Source organism: Methanosarcina sp. 1.H.T.1A.1 (assembly GCF_000979295.1).
Lineage (GTDB): Archaea > Halobacteriota > Methanosarcinia > Methanosarcinales > Methanosarcinaceae > Methanosarcina.
Genome location: NZ_JJQY01000159.1, coordinates 45,953 through 66,472 on the forward strand (window position 1 = coordinate 45,953; position 20,520 = coordinate 66,472).

Here is a 20,520-nt window from a genome sequence, read left to right on the forward strand (position 1 = left end):
GAGAAGAAAAAAGGAAGAAATGCTTTTTATTTAAGCATCTGTCTCCTCAAGTAAACAGCTGAAACAGCAAATCCTGCTGTTGCAGATATTAATCCAAAGCTGGGAGAGCTTTCGGACTTCCCTTCATCCGGAACTTCCGCTCTCATAGTTTCCTCTTCCGAACTTTCCGGTTTTTCAGGAGTTATTTCCATGATGGATACTTTTTCGACTGTGACTCCAGTATCCTGGCCGTTTGCAGTTGGATCTTCGCTGTTGCGGATAATCACGGCATGGCCTGTACCGGACCCCCCATTGTGGCTATCTGGCTCATACGGCACTGTTTCCGGGATAAGGGATGCCATCAATGCATAGCAACTTAAGTGTTTGACCTTTACCCACACACATCCGGGCCTGTCCTCTGTAATCGGAGATCTTCCGGAATCAAGCACCCATTCCGGATTGCCTTTTAAGAGTTTCGTCCAGCTGCCGCCTGTCTCATTATACCAGTAAACTGAAAGGTCATCTTCATTGAGGTCTCCCGGACCGATCTCTCCATCCCCATCCAGGTCGAGATCATCCTTACTATAGTAAAGGGAGATAAGCACATACTGGACCTGGGATTCGTTCGAACCGTCAAGGCCGCCAGTAGCTTCTATCTCAACCATTCTTCCTACAGCAAGTTCACTGAATGCCGAACTGTTTAAGTCTTCCATCTCTGTTTTGTTTGTTATTGCGGTTATTTTGAAAGTAACATCAGTTGCATTGACGCTGGAAACAAATTCTATTCCGGTGTCAGTTTCATTGACAGCGTCAATTTCTACTGCTTCGCTTTCATTGACGATGGGTACATTTTCCTGTACAGTATCGGTTTCAATGTATACTGTCTTCCTGGCGATATTGGAGTTACCTGCCAGATCATGTGCAATTAACTCCAGCGTATTGTTCTGGAGAGGACAGTATTCCACAAGCTCTCTAAAGCTGTTATCCTGGAGACTGAGGTTGTACCGGCTTACCGCGACACCTTTTTCATTCTTCACGACCAGGACCGCTGACTCGAGGTTGGCATCCGATACCGTACCTTTTACAATATTGTCAACAAACCAGGTCCTGTCCCTGGCAGGCTTTGTGATATTCAAAACAGGAAGGGTATTGTCAATTGTAACATTTACTGTTGCTGTGCTCATATTGTCTTCAATATCCATAACTGTCAACAGGACTGTGTAATCCCCATCTGCCAGAGCACCTGTGTCCCACTCAGCCAGTTCCCCGGATAATCCGGTGGATGAGCTGGATATTGTCGAATGGCTGGTAGCATTCCACCATTCTACCATGTAGTTTTTGAAATCCTCATCATCTGCGGACCCATTAATGCTGATGTTCCCGCACACATATGCACCTTCTACAGGCTCTGATATTTCTGCTATAGGAAGCTCGTTATCAACTTTGACATCAACAGTACTTGTGTTTGTATTGGACGCTTTATCGGTAACTATCAACCGGACGGTGTATTCTCCATCGGTCAAAGCGATTGTGTCCCAGGTAGCAAGGGTCCCTTCAGATGCAGTTGTTGAACTGTATATTTCCGTCCAGTTGACCCCGGCGACATCCGACCATTCTACGGAATAATTGTTGAAATTGGCTTCATCAGTTGCATTTCCGATTAGCTCAACAGCCCCTCTGATACAGGCATTGTTTACAGGCGCACTTATTGTAGCTGTGGGCAAAATCGTATCCAGAACTATCAGGGTAGTGTTAGTTTCGATGTTCCCGGCTTTGTCCGTTGCTGCCACGGTTATAGTGTTGCTCCCTTCATTCAGAGGCACGCTAAGTGCCGAATAAGAATGAGCCTCGGTGTTTACTGACGCATTAATGCCGTTAACAACTATTGACTCGATTCCTGCCCCTTCTTCAACAAAAGTCCCGTTGATGGTCTGAACGCTAAAGCCGGTTGGGGAGGCCACAGGGTCGATGGTTATTGCCGGTACAATTGTGTCCACAAGGAAGTCCAGCGTCTTTTCACTGGTGTTTCCTTCTGAGTCCCTTGCATAAACTGTTATATTGTGCATTCCATCATCAAGCTGCGGTAACGTGACGGTCAGGTTATTTGTGTTAGCCTGTTCAGTCCCGTTATTCCCGTCAAGCACATACCATGCCAGAGCCGCCGGGTTAAAATCCGGGTCAAAAGTCGCATTTAACAGAGGAGTGCTGTCATTTGTAATAGCCTTTGGTGAATGTATCGTTATTGGATTAAACCACAGAATGGTATTGTGTATTATTGTCGGGTAATCTCCTGTCCATGGATGTCCATCACCTGGCCATGAGTTGATCCCGACAACCGATTCTTTTGTAGCAATAAATTCCTCACCATCGTCCCATTTAGCTACCAGTTCCGCTCCGGAAGTCAGTACCACGCTATCCCGGTAATAATCAGACACGGAATTCACACCTTTCATGATGGGATGAGATGCATCATACAGGCCAAGAGACGCAGTTGAATAGTGATTGCCATTATCCCCGTCCTGCACAAATGGGCTGTATCCCTCTGATATTATCCTCCCCTGAAGACTCCAGGTAGGTCCATACCAGGAAGCTACCTGGAGAATCACTTTTCCTCCGCTATCAACATAGTCTGCCAGTACATTACCGAGTGCTACTTTATCATCGTACGGGTAATTACACCATATTATTGCAACATCATACTGCTGGAGTTCGGCAAGAGTCGGAGTTCCTGAGGCGGCATTAAAGAAGTTCACCGTTCCGATGTCAGGGAATCCTGTCAGAATGGATGTAAGCGAATCAGCACTGTCATCTGCCCCTACCAGTAATACATCCAGCTGTGAACCGGAGGTTCCGACTTTATCCCTCTCCAGAGTCCGGGACTCAAGCCCAGATGTTTCTGCAACCAAAAAAAGGTTATTTTCCGGCACCAGTAGTATATTTCCGGGACCATGGGACGTTGCCATTGAAGTTAATTCACGGACTTCATTATTAATTTCATCATCAGATACACTCACGCTTTTAGCTGATACCATGCATGAGAATAGGGAGATTAACAGAAATAATGCAAAAATAATGCTTAGTAATCTCGGTTTCATCTTTTTTAAGTGATCATCGATATTTCGGTCCACCATTTCACCCTTGTGCAAAAATCGGCATACTTGCCTAGCTTTGATTAAGTTTCAAATAATCAGAGTAAATGTTGTTTTTAGATTAAGTTCGCCAGATCAGATGGAAACAGTACTGAGAAATAACAATACTGACCACAATATTTAACGGAGTTTTATCTGAGAACTTGAGCAACTTCCATAAGTGTTATAAAATATTTAGACAGACTGGGTATAAAAAGATATTCATCATGAAATCTTAGATCAACTACCAGCTACGAATTGTCCCACATAATAAGGTCAATTGATAACGTAATTAATGGAAAAATTTTGAAGAACTCTGAATAAATCAAATTGCGTGCAGCCACTCCACCCTAAACAGGCTGTCCGATAATTCAATTTAAGGGCAAAAACATATAAAGAATAATGCATCTAAAACCTTTAAATCTAAAAATAAGGACTTATATGGTTACATGAGGCAATTTTCGGACTGCCTCTGAAGGACGGGGTATTCGTGGCCCTCCGCACTCCCGTAGTAATAAAAGATAAGCAAGTAAAAAATAAGTAAAGAACAAATCAAAAACGGAAAAAAAAATCAAAGTTGCGCTGGCACCCCCCGCTACAAGTAACAGGGTATGCTCGTGTCATCGCTCCTGATAGAATGTGCTTATTCAAAATCAACTATTTTTAGTTGCTGAGATTTGTAGTTGCTGATGAGGATATACTTCACCCTTACCTGATAATCCTTCCCAGGAAATAACCGGGCTTCGCGCTCGTAATTTCCACTTTTGCGTATTCACCGGGCTTGAGAGTAGATCCGCTAATCACAACAGGACGATAAGCGTCCGTACGTGTGAGTACATCCCCCATTTCCGTGTATTTTGAAACAAAAGCTCTGCCTTTCCAGCCAATCATCTCCTGCTTGGACTTAAGCTTTATCTGCTCGCATACTTTGTGCAGGTCGTGGGAACGTTGCGCGGAAATTCGGGAATCGAGGTTCCGGAAAGAAAAGGCTTTAGTGTGCGGGCGGGGGGAGTATCTGGAAATATTGATTTTTTCCGGGCGGTACTTTTTTACCCATTCTATGGTTTCTTCGGAATCCTCATCGGTTTCATAACAGAAGCCAACAATTATGTCGGTAAAAAGGGAGAGGTCCTCGAAGCGATCACGGAATTTCGTAATGATTGTGTCCACGGCATCCATTTTATGCAGGCGGTTCATATTTTTCAGGACAGAGTGAGAGGCGGACTGGATCGGGAGATGGAGGAGTTTGAAAACCTTATCAGAGTCGAAGGCATCCACAAGCTCGTCCAGGATGGGGAGGACGGAAAATGGATTCATCATGCCGACCCTCACCTTAAAGTCGCCGGGGATTTCCGAGATCATACGCAGGAGTTCAGGGAGTTTGACGCCTGTATCCATACCGTACTGGCTGTCGTCCTGTGAGGTGAGCCAGATTTCCCTGCAGCCCTCTGCAACTGCGGAGCGAATGTCTTTTACAATTTCCTCAGGTGGGAAAGAACGGAGCTTGCCCCTTGCATGCTTTACGATACAGTAAGAGCAGGCGAAATTGCAACCCTGGGAGATCTGGCAGATATGGATATTTGGGTTTGAGCGTTCACGCGGAACATTAAGGAAGCCGAGAGGCTCGGAAGTCCTCAGTTCCAGATGCTCTCCCCCAGTCAACCCTCCCATTCTCCTCTTTTCGATTGAGGAGAGAAGCTCGCCCAGACGAGAAACCGCATTCACTCCAAGAATATGGGCTTCGGGGTTTGCATGCAGGATGTCTTCAAGCTGGACTTCGGGCATGCAGCCAGAAACAATCACCTGCACACCCTTCTCGCCCATACTGCGGATCTTATAGAGAATCTTCTGTTCTGTTGTGTACTTGACCGTACAGGAGTTGCATATATAGACCTCTGCCTGGCCGGCAGCATCAGGGCTCAATAATTCGTGCCCTAGCCTCTCCACGCTTGCTTTCATAATCTCGGCTGATGCCTGGCTTGCAGAACAACCAAAACTCTCAAGATAGACCTTCATACTCTGCCTTCACGCTTTGATTTAATACTTTGAATTCTTTGACTTAAAATTTTGAATTATTTGACTTAAAACTTTGAATTAATACTTCGACTCGAAATTTTACAGTTTGTCCTGAGATTTAGAACTGAAATTTAGAACTGACATTCATAATCCGCATTTTCTGATTATACCAGAAGATACCTGATCAATACTGGTCCGTGTTTCAAAAAAGGATTAAAAATGAAAATATGAAAAAAGGATTTACAGGTAGAGAGGAGTCTCCCGCTTATCCTTGATATAAATACTGTCTGTGAACCTGACAGCTCCGGATGCACCCATGGAAACCGTGTGTACTCTGGCATCTCCACTGCCGAAGAGGTTGACTTCACGCAGGAAGTGACCCGGAGTTACGGCTGTTGCGGAAAAAATGACATCATTACCTGGAACAAGTTTGTTGGTGTCAAGGACATCATTAAGTTTCTCAAAGGTGATCCCCATCTTTTCAAGCCGGGGCATTTTTTCCTCTATTTCTTCATCGATCTTGTCCTTGGGTTTCCCATTTGCAACAGTTGGCAGGACAAGCCTTGCAAGGATTTTTCCACCCAGGATCTTGATTGCAGCAGCTGTCAGGACAGCCTCTCCCGAGCCGCCTGCGCCCATGACCATATGGATGCCTGAACCGCGGATAGCAGTTGCAACGCCCGGCATGAGGTCTCCGTCAGTAACCAGCCTTACACGGGCTCCGGCTTCCCGAATTTCGGTAATCTTCTGGACATGCCTGGGGCGGTCGAGGATTACGACAACGAGTTCTTCAACGCTTCTTCCAAGCGCTTTTGCAACAATTTCGAGGTTGTGCCTGACAGGAGCATCAAGGTCGATCCTTTCATCGGGATGGTTCTTTTCATAACGAACGACATCGGGACCGACAACTATCTTGTCCATATAAATATCCGGGCCGTGGAAGATCCCTCCCCTTTCAGCCATTGCCATTACTGCAACCGAACCCGGGAAGCCGTCTGCGGTGAGGTTTGTACCTTCCAGGGGGTCGACTGCAATATCAACCTCAAGGTCTCCTATTCCTGTCCCGACCTCTTCCCCGATATAAAGCATAGGAGCTTCGTCTCTTTCTCCTTCCCCTATTTTTATTATGCCCTTCATGTCAAGTTTATTCAGCATCCTTCGCATGGAGGCAACTGCCACCTGATCAGCAAAGTGCTTGTCCCCGCGTCCCATCTGATAGGCTGCGGCAATGGCAGCAGTTTCTGTTACCTGAATAAGCCTTGGAAGTAACTCACATTCAATGGGCCCAGCGCACTCAATCATTTCTTCTACTGTCTTTGGATGAGGCATGATAATCGACTCTTATTTCCTGATTCCTGATAATATCCTGATAATAAAATCCTGTTCTGAATATTCCCTTAATCTGTTAATGTGATCTGTTAACACAATAGTATATTAATATCTATTGGAAGAATCCAGATACAAATATCTCATTAAATGTTTATCGAAGCAAGCCCTGTCGGTAAAATTCCTTGAACTCGTATCCCATTGAACTCATTTAAAAATCACACTGAACTAGTTTCAAAATCATACTGAACTAGTTTCAAAATCACACCTGTACTTATTCCTGACAAATAAAAAATCCATATAATTAGATTTATATAAAATACCTTATGATTACTGAAAAACCTCTATATTTAAAACAGGACAACCACTGATTCCACTTCATAACTAAAGTGAAAAAACATGAAAATACATTGCCTCCAGCACCTTAAAAACGAGACCCTTGGAAACATAGGGACCTGGGCAGCTCTAAAAGGGCACCGCCTTACAAAAACTATGCTTTATGAAAAACCTGTCTTTCCTGAGCCTGAAGAGTTCGATATGCTCCTGATAATGGGGGGCACGATGAGTGTTTATCAGGAGAAGGAGTTCCCATGGCTAAGGCCTGAAAAAGAGTTTGTAAAAAAGGTGATAGATACAGGCAAACCTGTGCTTGGGAGCTGTTTTGGAGCACAGATGATCGCAGAGGTTCTGGGTGGAAAGGTTACCAGAAACAGGTTCAAGGAAATAGGCTGGCACAGAGTAAAAGCTCTGGCAGAAGAAAACCTGAACAATGGGAGAGGGATAAACTCAGAGCTTCCAGCAGGCTTATTTCCCGAATTTACCGCATTCATGTGGCATGGAGACACTTTTGAAATCCCGCCAGGCGCAGTAAGACTTTTCGAAAGCGAAGCCTGTCCGAACCAGGGTTTTATTTACAAAGGAAACATTATCGGGCTGCAGTTTCACCCTGAAGCTGACAGGCGGTGGATAAGAAATATTATCGATGATTCGGGGCACGAGCTTGTTGAAGGAAAGTTCATCCAGTCCGAAAAGGAAATCTATGGGCAGGAAAGCCTTTTTGAAGATTCAAATGATCTTGCTTTTTCCCTGATGGACTGGTTTGAGAAAAAGTGTGAAAGTTGGAAGTAAATGCGAAAAAGTCGAAGTATAAACTAACCGCTGGCTATTAATGAGGAGCTAAAATTATTTGGGCAGGTCCGAAGATTAATTAAAATCCTGCTCATTTTAAGAAATCTCCCTCATTTTAAGAAATCTGCCAGCGCCACCCTCTCGATCACGAGTTCCGGGATACGTTCTTCTCCTGAAGCTTCTATTTCTGCATCTGTGATTCTGAAGAGAGAAAGAATTCCTTTTCGTTTATAACTGGAATAAGCAAGCAGTTCGGAACATGGTTTTTCTTCAATGAGCTTCCGAATTTCGGAGAAAGCAAGAGTTACATCATCCATTTTCCCAAGCAGCACGAAAATCGCATTATTTTCTCCTTCATGCAGCCCTATAGAAAAACTCCTTTCAATCTGCCTCTCTCCGGCTGCATAACGCATGATCTCGATGCCTGGATCTTTTGCTACGTTGCTGCCTGCTGCGACAGCCCTGAGAGCCTTCCCTACTGCAAAATGAAGATGCCTTTCGCCCGCGATCAGGTCAGCATTCAAGCCCTGAATGGTTACTTTATTTTCGGAAGCGATTGTGGTTATTATTTTAAGAAAACCGGGAAGGTTGGGGATTCTCACCGCTCCACAAATAACCTGGATTTCCCTTTGCATTTCCATACTCCTGCCATATCCCGGGCTTTACAATAAGGATTTCGGTTGGGAAAAATGTATGATAAAATGAGCAGGCACTCCAGATCCTGATATAAAAGCTTTTATTCTTCCAATGTATAGACTTAGTGAGTAATAAAATGAATGAAGTGCTTATAAATATATTATAAAATATCATAAAATATTTTGCACTTAAGAAGTCAAGAGAACTGAGTTTGTGGGTTTTCGGGAAGGTGTTAGACATAATAAATAAAAAGATGAAGTCTGAGTTCTGTTTCTGTTCGGCTATTCCACCCAATGGCCTTACTGCAGTCTATAAGGAAACAGAAGACAGGACAGAACTTACAGCAGCTTATATTAAAGCAGGATTACAACAAAAAGAACGCTGCATCTGGATTGTCCCGGATCCCGAGAGTGCAGAATTAGCAAAAGATTTGCTTTCAAACTCAGAGTTAGATGTCGAAAGCTGCATAACGAAAGCCAGGCTTAAGATAATTCCCCTGCAGGAAACAGAAGCCCTTTCTGCCAAACAGCCAGAAACTTCAGGGATTTATTTTGATTGGAAAGCAGGGGCCCCCCAGAAAGAGATTATTAAGTTTATTCACACAGGAAACTGGCGATACCTGCGCATCAATCTTGAAGTTAAACCCGTCGGAAAGTCAATTACCAGCTCCCTTAAGGAACTAAGACGTATCCTTGCTGAAAATATGCCTGAAAAGAAAATCAGGCCACTCTTTATGATTAAAGAGGGAGATATTTCCTCAGGGGAGGTCTTCGACCTTATAGAAGCCGGGGAGAAATTGGTGATCAAAAAAGATGGGAAATGGAAATTTCTTCGAATAAAGCAAGAAAGTACGGACAAAAAATTTAAGACATTACTTGAGAGTTCAAGTGACTCTATTCTGATACATGACATGAAAGGCAGGGTCATGGAAGCAAACCATATAGCCTGCGAACTTTTCGGATATACACGCAGTAAAATGCTCGGAAAGCACATAAAAGATTTAAGGACTAATATCCACCTGACTGAATTCGGACAACAGATAGAGAAGCTAAAGCAAACAGGATATTTTACTTTTGAAATGGATTCCCTGAGGAGGGACGGCACGGTCACCCCTCAGGAAATCAATAACAGGCTAATTGAATACGAAGGAGAAGCAGCCGTAATATCCATAGGGAGGGATATTAGCCAACGCAGACGGGCCGAAAAAGCCCTGAAGGATTCCGAAAGAAAATATCGCATGCTTTTTGAAGAGTTTCCCGGAGGAATCGCCCAGTTCGACAAGTATGGAACTATTATCGTATGCAACGAAAACTTTGTAAACTTTACAGGCAGTAGTGAGAACGAAAAACTTATTTTCAATTTGTTGAACCCTCCAGAAGAGAAGAAGCCGGAAGAAAAAAGCTTTACATGCCTCCCCGAAGTTCCTCTCCATTGCGACATAAAATATATTTCCAGCCTTAAGAACGAAAGTATACCTGGTGAGATAACCTACAAGCCTCTTATTTCGGAAAATTCAAGATTTAACGGTGGCATTATTCTTGTGGAAGACCTGACTGAGGTAAAGAGGCTGGAAATTGTACGGCTTCAGCAGAGTGAAGCCCTTAAAAAAATGATAGATTCAATCCCAACGCCTGTATTCTGTAAGGATAAGAACGGAATTTATGTTGCCTGTAATCGGGCTTTTAAAACTTTTATTGGGTTAGAAAAAATAGATATCCTTGGAAAGTCACTATATGATTTTGCCCCCATAGAAATTGCCGAAAAATACCATCCTATGGATAAATCACTGGTAAAACAAGGAAAAAATCAGGTCTACGAGTCCTCTCTTAAATTTGCCGACGGCTCAATGCATCAAGTCATAATCAACAAATTTGTATTCAATGGCCTTATAGAGGAAGACTCCGTGCTCATCGGCATTATGATTGACATAACCGAACGCAAGCAAGCCGAAGAAAAATTGCTTCAGGCAAAAATGGCTGCTGAAACTGCAAACAGAGCGAAAACTACTTTCATTGTCAACATGAGCCACGAACTGAGGACTCCCCTAAACGCGGTTATAGGGTTCTCAGACCTCCTCTTAAGTGAGAATTTCGGGCCCCTTAACGAGAAACAAAAGAGGTATACTGAAAATATTTCAAACAGTGGAGCACATCTTCTTGACGTGATCAATAATGTTCTGGATATCTCAAAGCTTGAGCTGGGAAATATTGAGCTTTATTACGAAACAGTGAACATATCCGGAGTAATTGAAGAGGTTCAGAGAGTGCTTTATCCCATCTCAGCTGAGAAAAATATCAGCATAGAATATAATATTGAGCAGGGACTGAAAACCACAATTGCTGACAGGGTAAAGCTCAAACAGATCCTTTACAACATTTTGAACAATGCAATTAAGTTCTCATCCGAAGGCGGGAAAGTAAACATCACTGCAGAGCTTAAGGAAGACATGATTGAGATCAGTGTAAAGGATGATGGTATCGGCATAAATGAAGATGATTATGAAAGAGTTTTCCAGCCTTTCGTACAGATTGATGAGTCCATATCCAAGAAATATGAAGGAGTAGGGCTTGGGCTTGCACTCGTCAAAAAGTTTGTCGAACTCCACGGAGGAAAGGTATGGGTTAAAGCCAGCCCCGGGAAAGGCAGTACTTTCACCTTCAGAATTCCAAAAAGACCTGAAAACAAAATCCCGGAAAAGGAAGTCACGAATCCTTTACAGATCTTGTAGAACCCTGAAATTGAAAAGGAAAAAGAAACAGTTAGAGAAGAAAGAAAATTAAAGGTAATCGGAGAAAAATGAATAGAATTAGAGGGTAGAGGAAAAATAGGAAAAATAAAAAAAATAAAAAAATAAAAAAAGCCGAAGTTTTCATTATGGGCTCCGAATTACCAAACATTTGAGAACAACCTCAACCACAACTAACCCTAGCATCACCACCAAAAAAAGAATAAAAAGGTTGAGGATGATCTGGCCGACTTTTGTCCTGATTGCCGCCAGTTCATGCATATGGATTCCCATATATAAATATGAAAGGGACAGTATATAACCATATGGAAATTACCCTACTTCCAAATAGGTGCGCCTGAAAATCCGGTTAGAAAAGAAGTTTCAGGTTCTTACTCTTTTAGCGATTTACTCTGCACTGTAATTGATTTCTGACACTAATCAGCCATTTATTACTTATTACCACCATTAATGCTCTTCCAGTAATCATTTTTGATCTTTCAGGAATAATTTTGTATCATTTTCTTCAACTACCCTGACAAAATTCCTGTCTGAGAGATCTTCTTTTCCGGACCAGAAGATCGCTTTGTGGTATTTCCATACTTTAGGGTCAAACTCGAGAATCCCAACGTGGAGCGTTAGTTCAAGCAGGAACCAGTAAGTTGCAGCCAGGTGAACCAGACGGATAAGGCCCAATGCAGATACACCCAGATAAGGTGCGAAGTATCCGGCAATGGAGATGATCCACTGAGCTACAGGAAGCCCTAAAAGAGACCAGTTAAGGTTGTAAAGCACTATACCTGTGACAGCGATAAAGAAGATTGCCGTGCTTTCGATGATGATAAGTAGCTTGAGCATGGGGTGCAGTTTTGTTATGTAATGCCCTTCTTTTACATCATAGATGGTAAATGCCGGATACTCCCCCCTACCAAAGAAATTAAGGATAATTGCCTTCAGACGTTTTGCATCCTCGACCCCGAAAATGTAGCTTTCAAAAAAATGGTTGAAGCGGATCTTTAGACTGCACGTTCCCGGACACGAAAAGACATTATAAGGGACAAGAATCCAGTTTGCAACCAGGAAAAACGGGACTGAAATCATATGAAGGGTGCGGGCTGTATGAAACTCCATGAAATCCCAGCCGAGATAAATTTTAAGCCCGGTAACAACGAGAATCAGCATAGAGAGCAGGTGGACAAGGTGTGTCACCCGTTCAAGCAACGTATAGCGCTCAACGACCAGACTGTACTCCATACCCGGATTTTCTTTTTGTCCACCCATGTCCTCGCCCCCTGATCAGACCACCCTGAACTGCCCTTTTTGCTGCCCTTTGAGGTCAATAGCATGAATCGCACAGGCCAGACAGGGATCGTAAGATCGGGAAGTGTGAAGGATGCTGAGAGGGTTTGTATAATCAACTCCGAGCGCATTTTCTGCAGCCGAAATCTTTGAGCCTGAAAGAGCCTGCTCCACGGGGCCCGGAATTCCAGCGGAGTTTCGCGGTGCCATGTTCCAGGTGCTCGGCACAACAGCCTGATAGAGCGTGACTTTTGAGTCCGACCCTGTTTTTATCCAGTGCCCCAGAGCGCCTCTCGGAGCTTCCCAGAGCCCCATGCCTTCCGAATCCTTTGCCATTGAAAGATCGGTGGGAACCGCAAATTTTCCATTGGGGTTCAAATCCTCGGCCAACCATTTAATGAGTTCGGAAGACACCACCAGGATCTCCTGCATCCGGGCAAGCATTCGCAGGTAGGTATTGGTAATCGGGTAACCCTTTTCCCTGAACATCTCTGCGAGACCCGTGATAAGAGGATCTTTCATGACAAGCATACGGGAAAGAGGCCCAACCTCACAGGGGATTCCGTCGTAGTGAGGGGCTTTTACCCAGGAATACCGGCTTTCAACCCCCCGAGAATAATCTATTTCATCGGGTTCCGGTTCCGGCTGAGTGGTCCCTTCCAGAGGGGACCGGTCAGACTCGGAGTCCACGTAGAAGGAATGGGCAATACTCTCAGTAATTTTTCTGTGATCGAACTTCTGAAGCTCAAGATTTCCGTTCAGAAAACCCGAAGGAATAACCCTGGAATCGGGAGGGCTTGTAGGGTCATACCCATCTCCGAGTTCAGGCTTGAAGAAAAGCCCGTAAACAAGGTAACCAATCTTTGAGGGGTCACTGTACCCTCCTATCCGGTCAAGTTTCATACTCACCGGAAGCCCCAGGACTTCCTCGCCTATGAGCTCAGAGCCGAAAGCCGCGTACAGCGGGACATCACCCCAGCCTGCCGCATAGGAAAAGTCATTTGAAACGAGAGAAGCATCCACAAGTTCCTGCAGGCGGTCAACCACGAAACCTACAGCTTTTTGTGGGGAAGAGGCAAACCGCGTGTTTTCGACCCAGGTCTCAGGGGAAACTCCAAGAGCGACGTTCTCTACAAAATCCATAAATTTCCAGTAATAAGCAGCAAGCTGCCCTATATCTGCAGCGGTGGGCCCGTAGGTCACACCTCCGACATGCGCAGCGACAGAATGGGGCATCTTTGCTCCGAAGAGGGAAATAGCTTCATGCAGCCGCCGCTTTTCCCCGAGTGCGGCTACGTACCCGCTTCCAACCGGAATATCAACTCCATCGAGCCTGTAACTGATGGGGGCAAACCTTCCGAGCAGTTCGTCCCAGACAGCTTTTCCGGAATCTCCATAGTTTCCTAAAAGTGTTCTGTATGCGGGGTTTGCAAGATCCGGGCCCCAGAGGACGTAGACGTGAGTTGCGTGACTGGCTATTAGGTTCAAAGCCTGGTGGATGTTGCGCATTACAAGAGCGTCTTTGGGAACTGCATCCTCAACCCCGAAGAGCTGGTCAAGGGCATTTGCCGCTGCAATGGAGTGGGTAGTCGGGCAGACCCCGCAGATCCTCTGGGTAAGGAGGGCAGCGTCCCTGGGATCCTGGTTCTGGAGGAAGCGTTCAAAGCCCCTGAGCATGAGCCCCATACTCTGGGCTTCGGTAACTATCCCTTCCTCATTGACCTGGGTAGTAATCCGGTAGTGCCCTTCAATCCTGGTAAGCTGATCAACCGTAACCTCGACCATTTACTCATCCCCCTGATCTTTTTTTGCGGTCTCACTTTTTTCGTCCTCCTCGCTTTTTTCTTCCCTTTCTTCAGGCTGTTTTCCCTTTTCTTCAGGCTTTTCTTTTATGGCAATTCTCCGGACTGCATGGGCGCCTGCCGCAAGCAGGGAAGCCCCGATGGCAACTTTTGCGACGGTACCAATATTGATGCCTACAATCCCAACATCTTCAATTTCCTGGAAGAAGGGGCGTGAACTCTCTGGAAAACCCGGAGAGACACAGGAAATGCAGGGAGACCCTGACTGAGGGCAGAGGCTGTGGTAACCGTTCCAGCGGCGTATAGCACAATCCGCATGGGTGTATGGAGCCTTGCACCCCAGTTTCCAGAGGCACTTTGGGCCGCTGACCACAGTATCAAACTCCCCTTTGTCATAGTAGCCCCTCCTCGGGCAGTTGTCATGGATGACGTGATCCGGAGGGAAAAAGACCTTCGGACGCAGCCATTCGTCAAGCACGTAGGGAAGGTCGTCAGGGACCTTAATTTTCCCGAGCACAACTGCGGCAAGAGTAAGGAGCATCCAGTCCGGATGGGGAGGACAGCCGTTGATATTGATTACCGGTTTTTCAAGCCCGTATTCCGTGAGGATACCCCTGTCCCGGTCCTCCATGGTGAAGGCAACTCCCCTGAAGTCCATAAGGTCCCGGATCTCGCTGTCTGCTGAATTAACTCCGCCATTGGTTGCACACTGCCCCACAGCCACGATGAAAGCAGCATTTTCCGCAGCCCTCCGGAAAATATCCTTGTAGGTCTTCCCACCCAGGAAACAGTACTTGCCGGTGCCTTTCGGCCCGTTAGCAATTGCTCCTTCGGCAACAAGAATGTACCCTTTTTCCGCAATCACTTCTTCAAAAAGGATCTCGGAATTGAGTTCAGAAGTGCCTTCCATTTTTCCGTCCACGTAAATCCCCTGCTGGCCGAGCAGGACTTCGTGGTACGCAAGCCGAAGGTTAAGGCGAGAGAAGGCCTGAAGCACATCAGGCTCACCCCCATTCAACAGAGAAATTGAACAGCCGGTACATTCCCCGCCGTGGACCCAGACAATCCTGGTCTCCGCAAATTCCAGAGCTCGTACAATGTCGCCTCGATAGGTTTGCAAAAACAAAGATGCCCCAAGAGCCCCAATGGCTTTAAGAAAGGTACGCCTATCCATCTTCATGAAATCCAGATTCTTGAACCTGTCAAGATCCCCTTCCCCACTCATTCCACACCCCTCATGTAGAAATAGAATAATTTAGTGCAAAAGATAGTAGATAATATATCATTAATAGCAGACCCAATTGATAAAAAAGTAACTCAAAAAATAAGTACTCCATTATTGATAAGTTGATATTTTCCTGAAAACACTCTGATAATCGAATTTTGCTCTCATAAAAGGAAAGGTACTGAGGAAAAAGAAACCAGAAAGTAAAATAACAAAAACGGAAAGAAGAATTACAAAAAACAGAAAGAAGAATAAAAAAATTCAGATAAGCTCAGAGATTTCTTCCCTTATCAGCTTTATTGCTTCATCTACAGCCTTAAGGACTTCAGGACTGATATCCCGGGAGATTTCAGTAGCTAATTCTCCAATCTCTATTCCTATTACCACAATTTCCGGAAGGGACTGCACCTGTTCTCCAATTCTCAACACATCGGTAATTGTGAGATCGTGCACCGAGACCAGTGTGTGCGGCTCAGTGCCCTTTATCAGGTCCCTGCCTTCGATGCGGTGTACTGAACCTGTCCGGCTGCCTGTAAGGACTGCATCAACTATTATGACTTTTCTAGCATCGTCAAGCAGGTTCAGGAGGTCAAGCCCGCAGACCCCCGCATCTGCTATATCGAGGCCTTCAAGCCCTTCAAGTTCCGTTTTTTTAAGGGCTTCGATAACTTTCAGGCCGACGCCATCATCGCCCATTAGCGGGCTTCCGCAGCCCAGGATCCTTACAGGAGCATGTAATATAGACATATTTTCACGTTACGAAGTTGAACATCTGTTTTTCATTCTTTTCTAGCAGCTTTCTATGCCTATATTACATTTTTCCCGGACTTTGGAATTCCTCTGGCATTAATCTTTTACGACTTCAGAAGGCGTATCGGACGATTCGTGCCAGATCTCACTGTCAGAAAGTTGTTTTGGTTTGGGTTTAACGATTTCTGCGTAACGGGAATCTGAAAGGTCCTCTTTTCCGGACCAGAAGATTGCTTTGTGATTCTTCCAGACATGCGGGTTAAACTCAAGGATACCCACGTGGACAACCAGTTCAAATACAAAAAAATACGTCATTACCAGGTGGAGAGCCCTGTAAAACTGCAGGGAAGACATATTGAAAGCAGGTGCAACCAGGTCTCCTGCCGTAAGGATCCATGACCCTATAGGGAGGCCTAAGAGTGCCCAGTCAAGCCTGTAAATGACAATACCTGAAACGGCAATCACGAAGATAGCGGTGCCTTCGAGCACAATAAGGATCTTCATTAAGGGGTGGAGTTTGGTCTTATAGTGTCCCGACACCTCATCATAAATGGTGAATGCGGGGTACTCACCCTTTCCGAAGAAATTGAGGATTATTGCCTTCAGGCGCTTTGCATCTTCAGGACCGAAGACGTAATGGTCCATGAAATGTGCAATTTTTTCCTGAACTCCACCTTCACTTGAAGAGAAGATGTTGTACGGAATAAGGATCCAGTTCACTGCAAGCAAAGCAGGAACTGTGATCATGTGAAGGGCGCGGGCATTGTGGAAACTCATAAAGTCCCAGCCTGCGTAGATTTTTAACCCGGTAATGATGAGCACCAGCATTGAAATAGCGTGGATGGTATGGGCCGTCCTGTCAAGGACGGTATACCGCTCAACAACCATCGGGTTGTCTTTGGATTTCATTTATAGGTCATCTCCTTATACTATTCTTAAAGTACGTGGAGCGTTTTTCCCGGTTAGGTCAATGGTATGGACTGCGCATGAAACACACGGGTCATAGGACCTACCGATATGGAGGATGTTAACAGGATTGGTGTAATTGACACCAAGAGCATTGTCTACGGCATTGATTTTTGCCCCTATCAGAGCCTGCTCAAGAGGACCGGGTACGCCTGCACCATCTCTCGGGGAGAGGTTCCAGGTGCTCGGAACTACAGGCTGGTAGGTGATAACCTTAGAGTTGCTGTCAGTGGAAACCCAGTGCCCGAGAGCACCACGTGGAGCTTCCCAGAGACCCATGCCTTCCGAATTCTTTGCCATTGAAAGGTCGGTGTCAACAGCAATCTTGCCGTTAGGATCGTAATCGACAGTTACCCACTTAAGGAGCTCGTTTGCGAGAATTGCGGTTTCCTGGATACGAGCCATCATTCTTGTGTAAACGTTAGCTGCAGAGTAACCTTTCTCGTTAAAGGCCAGAGCAAGTCCGGTCACGAGCGGCTCTTTAGCTGCAAGCATACGTGCAAGAGGCCCAACCTCACAGGGAGTTCCGTCATATCTCGGAGCCTTATTCCAGGTGTACCTGCTCTCGGAGCCCTGGTCAAAGCGGATTGCCTCGGGATCGGTAAACGGATTGGTTTCACCTTTTGAGGGGTGGAGGTCAGCTGTGTCATCATAGAAGGCGTGAGCAACGCTTTCAGTAATCTTGCTTGCATCAAAATTCTGATATTCGAGGCTTCCGGTCACAACACCTGAAGTCAGGAAGCGGTCTCCTGCAGGGCTGTTCGGATCATATCCGTCCCCATTCTCAGGTTTGTAGAACCCACCGTATGAAAGGAAGGCGATCTTTGAGGGGTCGCTATATCCGCCTATTTTGTCGTGCTTAAGGCTTGCAGGAAGACCAAGCAGAGCTTCTCCAACAAGTTCGGAACCAAAGGCTGCATAAAACTCTGCATCTCCCCAGCCGGCTTCCCTGGAGAAGTCATTTGAGGCTACGGATTTCTCAACAAGGCCTTTGAGGTGTTCAACCACGAAGCTTACTGCCTTCTGAGGGGAGCTTGCATTGTAAGTGTTTTCAATCCAGGTATCGAATGGAACCTTCAAAGTGTAATTCGAAACGAAGTCCATGACCTGAAGATAATAAGAGGAAAGTTTGCCAATATCTGCCACGTTTGGCTTGTAGGTATATCCGCCCGGATAGGATGTGACCTGGTGGGGCATTTTTCCGCCGATTACTGCAATTGCTTCCTGAAGGCGTTTCTTTTCAGGAATTGCTGCAAGGTAGGAGGACCCTACAGGCACGGATTCCCCGTCGATCTTGTAGCTGATCGGGGCAAATCTGCCGACCATTTCTTTCCAGACGGCATTTCCGGTTTCCCCGAGAGGGGTAAGGACATCACGGTATGCAGGGTTTGCAAGGTCAGGGCCCCAGAGTATGTATATGTGGGTTGCATGGCTTGCAATGAAGTTTAAAGCCTGGTTAATGTTCCTTGCTACAAGTGCATCTTTTGGAATCGTATCAGCCACACCGAAGAGCTGGTCAAGGGCATTGGCGGCTGTGAGGGAATGAGAAGTAGGACATACCCCGCAGATCCTCTGGACAAGAAGGGCTGCATCCCTCGGGTCTTGATTCTGCAGGATGCGTTCAAAGCCTCTGAACATGAGGCAGGAACTCTGGGCATCAGTTATAACGCCCTCAGCATTTACTTCAGTGGACAGGCGAAGGTGACCTTCAATTCTTGTTAAGGGGTCGACTGTAACGTTTACCATTTTTTACTCACTCTCCTTTCATTCTCCGAACAGCATGTACCCCTGCAGCTACGGTAGCAGCACCGACTGCAACCTTGGATAATGTGTCAATATTTGCCCCAAGAAGCACGCCCTTGTCTTCAGCTTCAACATAAAAAGGCCTTGATGAGTCAGGGAAGCCGGGTTCAACGCAGGCAATACAGGGGGAACCTGCCTGAGTACACATACTTACAGAACCATTCCAGCGGCGAATGGCGCAGTCTGCGTGAGAATAAGGAGCTTTACAGCCTAATTTCCAGAGGCACTTTTCTCCGCCAATCTGCTCATCGAACTCTCCACGGTCATAGTAGCCGCGGCGAGGGCAGTTTTCATGCACTGTGTGGTCGGGAGGGAAAAAGACCTTGGGCCTTCCGTACTGGTCAAGGATGGTCTCCAGGTCTTCGGGAACCTTAATCTTGTTAAGGATTATCGCACCTACGGTAAGGAGAATCCAGTCCGGGTGTGCAGGACAGCCAGGGATGTTAATTACGGGCTTGTGGATCCCAAGCTCTGTGAGCATGCCTTTTGAGCTATCTTCCTTTGTGAAAGCCACTCCCCTGTAATCCGTAACCTGGGAAACAGCGCTGTCAGCGCAGGCAATTCCCCCATAAGTGGCACAGGTTCCAACTGCAAGGATAGCGTTGGCACGTGTTGCAGCTTTTGCAAAGAGCTCTTTGAAAGTCCTGTTCCCGATAACGCAGTAGCGCCCCGAGCCATCCGGACCGTTTGCAATTGCGCCTTCCACGACAAGGATATAGTTGCCTTCTTCGATAAGTTCGTCAACGAGAAGCTCGGAGTTCAGTTCAGAGGTGTTTACAGGCTCGCCATCGACAAATAGCCCCTGCTGGGCAAGAAGAGTTTCATGGTAAGCAATGTTGACATTGAGCTTGCTGATTGCCTGGACAATATCAGGATTGCCTCCGTTTAAAATGGATTCGGAACAGCCAGTGCACTCAGCACCGTGAAGCCAGATAATCTTTGTCTCTGCAAACTCAAGCGCACTTGCGATCTCTGTTTTATAGGTGCCAAGAAATGTAGTTGCGCCAAGCACGCCTACAGCCTTCATGAAAGTACGCCGGTCTAGTTTTAAAAAATCTAAACTATCCAGTGTACGAATAAGATTTTTCATTCCAGTACTCATCTCTACCACATCTTGTTTTTTACCCAAAATATATGTACTAAAGAAAGATTTAATTTAAATTTGTTATAATTATATAATCATGTATATAAATATACCAATAATGTTTTCAATGAGGGAATAGTATTTAAGGATTTTTACACTATAGAATAAATATATTAATGATGTAAAAGAAGTTTGATTTCAGTCGAATACCCAGCTAGCTTGCTGCGGGGATGGAAAACTTCCCCGAGAACCGTTAGTGATAATACGATTTATCGATTCCATTTTTTGTTTGTTAACTTCTGCTCGAACTAAGTCGTATTAGGGTTATTGTTTATTTTTATGGCATTTGGAGGGAGTGCAAACATACCCCGTTGTTTGCAGCGGAGTGCTCCAGCACAACTTAGATTAAATATAAATCTTGAATTAAATTAACCTTAATAATAGTCAAAACGGGTTATCGAACATTGTAAAAATAATTTCCTAAGTCGGCTCAAAAATAAGAGCAAAAAACAGGTATCAATTTTGAAGGCGAAATTAAAAACAAAAAAGATATAATAGAGAACTATACAATTGCGCAAAATAATATTCACCAATACACTTTATTATAAAGCCCAGGGATTTAGTTCCCGGCATATTCTAGCATACTAACCCTG

General features: G+C 45.3%; 13 protein-coding genes. 2 read left to right on the forward strand and 11 right to left on the reverse strand.

Annotated features, from left to right (window positions below; translation table 11 throughout):
* Positions 1–26 precede the first annotated feature (26 nt).
* The 3 genes from EO95_RS16410 to glpX form a co-directional block, all read right to left on the reverse strand.
* Positions 27–2,942, reverse strand: coding sequence for an Ig-like domain-containing protein (locus EO95_RS16410; RefSeq protein ID WP_156164090.1), 2,916 nt, complete (start codon positions 2,940–2,942; stop codon positions 27–29).
* Positions 2,943–3,815: 873 nt separating this feature from the next.
* Positions 3,816–5,123 (reverse strand): tRNA (N(6)-L-threonylcarbamoyladenosine(37)-C(2))-methylthiotransferase, encoded by a 1,308-nt coding sequence (locus EO95_RS16415; protein ID WP_048136482.1) that lies wholly within the window; start codon positions 5,121–5,123, stop codon positions 3,816–3,818.
* 240 nt (positions 5,124–5,363) lie between these two features.
* Complete coding sequence (gene glpX, locus EO95_RS16420; protein WP_048136483.1) at positions 5,364–6,452, reverse strand: class II fructose-bisphosphatase; 1,089 nt, start codon at positions 6,450–6,452, stop codon at positions 5,364–5,366.
* 396 nt (positions 6,453–6,848) lie between these two features.
* Here glpX and EO95_RS16425 point away from each other — a divergent pair, with 396 nt between their 5' ends.
* A complete protein-coding gene (locus EO95_RS16425; RefSeq protein ID WP_048136484.1) occupies positions 6,849–7,577 on the forward strand; it encodes a type 1 glutamine amidotransferase in 729 nt (242 codons plus the stop codon).
* A gap of 110 nt (positions 7,578–7,687) precedes the next feature.
* On the opposite strand, the gene cgi121 is transcribed toward EO95_RS16425, so the two are convergent.
* Complete coding sequence (gene cgi121 / locus EO95_RS16430; protein ID WP_235283073.1) at positions 7,688–8,218, reverse strand: KEOPS complex subunit Cgi121; 531 nt, start codon at positions 8,216–8,218, stop codon at positions 7,688–7,690.
* 248 nt (positions 8,219–8,466) lie between these two features.
* Between cgi121 and EO95_RS16435 the strand changes: the two genes are divergently transcribed.
* Positions 8,467–10,941, forward strand: a complete 2,475-nt coding sequence (locus EO95_RS16435) for a PAS domain S-box protein (RefSeq protein ID WP_082106094.1) — start codon at positions 8,467–8,469, stop codon at positions 10,939–10,941.
* A 483-nt stretch (positions 10,942–11,424) separates the two neighbouring features.
* On the opposite strand, the gene EO95_RS16440 is transcribed toward EO95_RS16435, so the two are convergent.
* From EO95_RS16440 to EO95_RS16470, 7 genes are all read right to left on the reverse strand, one after another.
* Complete coding sequence (locus EO95_RS16440; protein WP_235283074.1) at positions 11,425–12,219, reverse strand: cytochrome B; 795 nt, start codon at positions 12,217–12,219, stop codon at positions 11,425–11,427.
* 15 nt (positions 12,220–12,234) lie between these two features.
* Complete coding sequence (locus tag EO95_RS16445) at positions 12,235–14,022, reverse strand: nickel-dependent hydrogenase large subunit (RefSeq protein WP_048136486.1); 1,788 nt, start codon at positions 14,020–14,022, stop codon at positions 12,235–12,237.
* Positions 14,023–15,264, reverse strand: coding sequence for a hydrogenase small subunit (locus EO95_RS16450; RefSeq protein WP_048136487.1), 1,242 nt, complete (start codon positions 15,262–15,264; stop codon positions 14,023–14,025). It lies immediately after the preceding gene.
* A 261-nt stretch (positions 15,265–15,525) separates the two neighbouring features.
* Positions 15,526–16,011 carry a hydrogenase maturation protease gene (locus tag EO95_RS16455; RefSeq protein ID WP_048136488.1) on the reverse strand — a complete coding sequence of 162 codons (486 nt, stop codon included), beginning with the start codon at positions 16,009–16,011 and terminating at the stop codon, positions 15,526–15,528.
* A gap of 99 nt (positions 16,012–16,110) precedes the next feature.
* Positions 16,111–16,923, reverse strand: a complete 813-nt coding sequence (locus EO95_RS16460) for a formate dehydrogenase subunit gamma (protein WP_048136489.1) — start codon at positions 16,921–16,923, stop codon at positions 16,111–16,113.
* 15 nt (positions 16,924–16,938) lie between these two features.
* Positions 16,939–18,726: a nickel-dependent hydrogenase large subunit gene (locus EO95_RS16465; protein WP_048136490.1), complete on the reverse strand. Its 1,788-nt coding sequence runs from the start codon at positions 18,724–18,726 to the stop codon at positions 16,939–16,941.
* 7 nt (positions 18,727–18,733) lie between these two features.
* Positions 18,734–19,885 carry a hydrogenase small subunit gene (locus tag EO95_RS16470; RefSeq protein WP_200895063.1) on the reverse strand — a complete coding sequence of 384 codons (1,152 nt, stop codon included), beginning with the start codon at positions 19,883–19,885 and terminating at the stop codon, positions 18,734–18,736.
* Positions 19,886–20,520 lie beyond the last annotated feature (635 nt).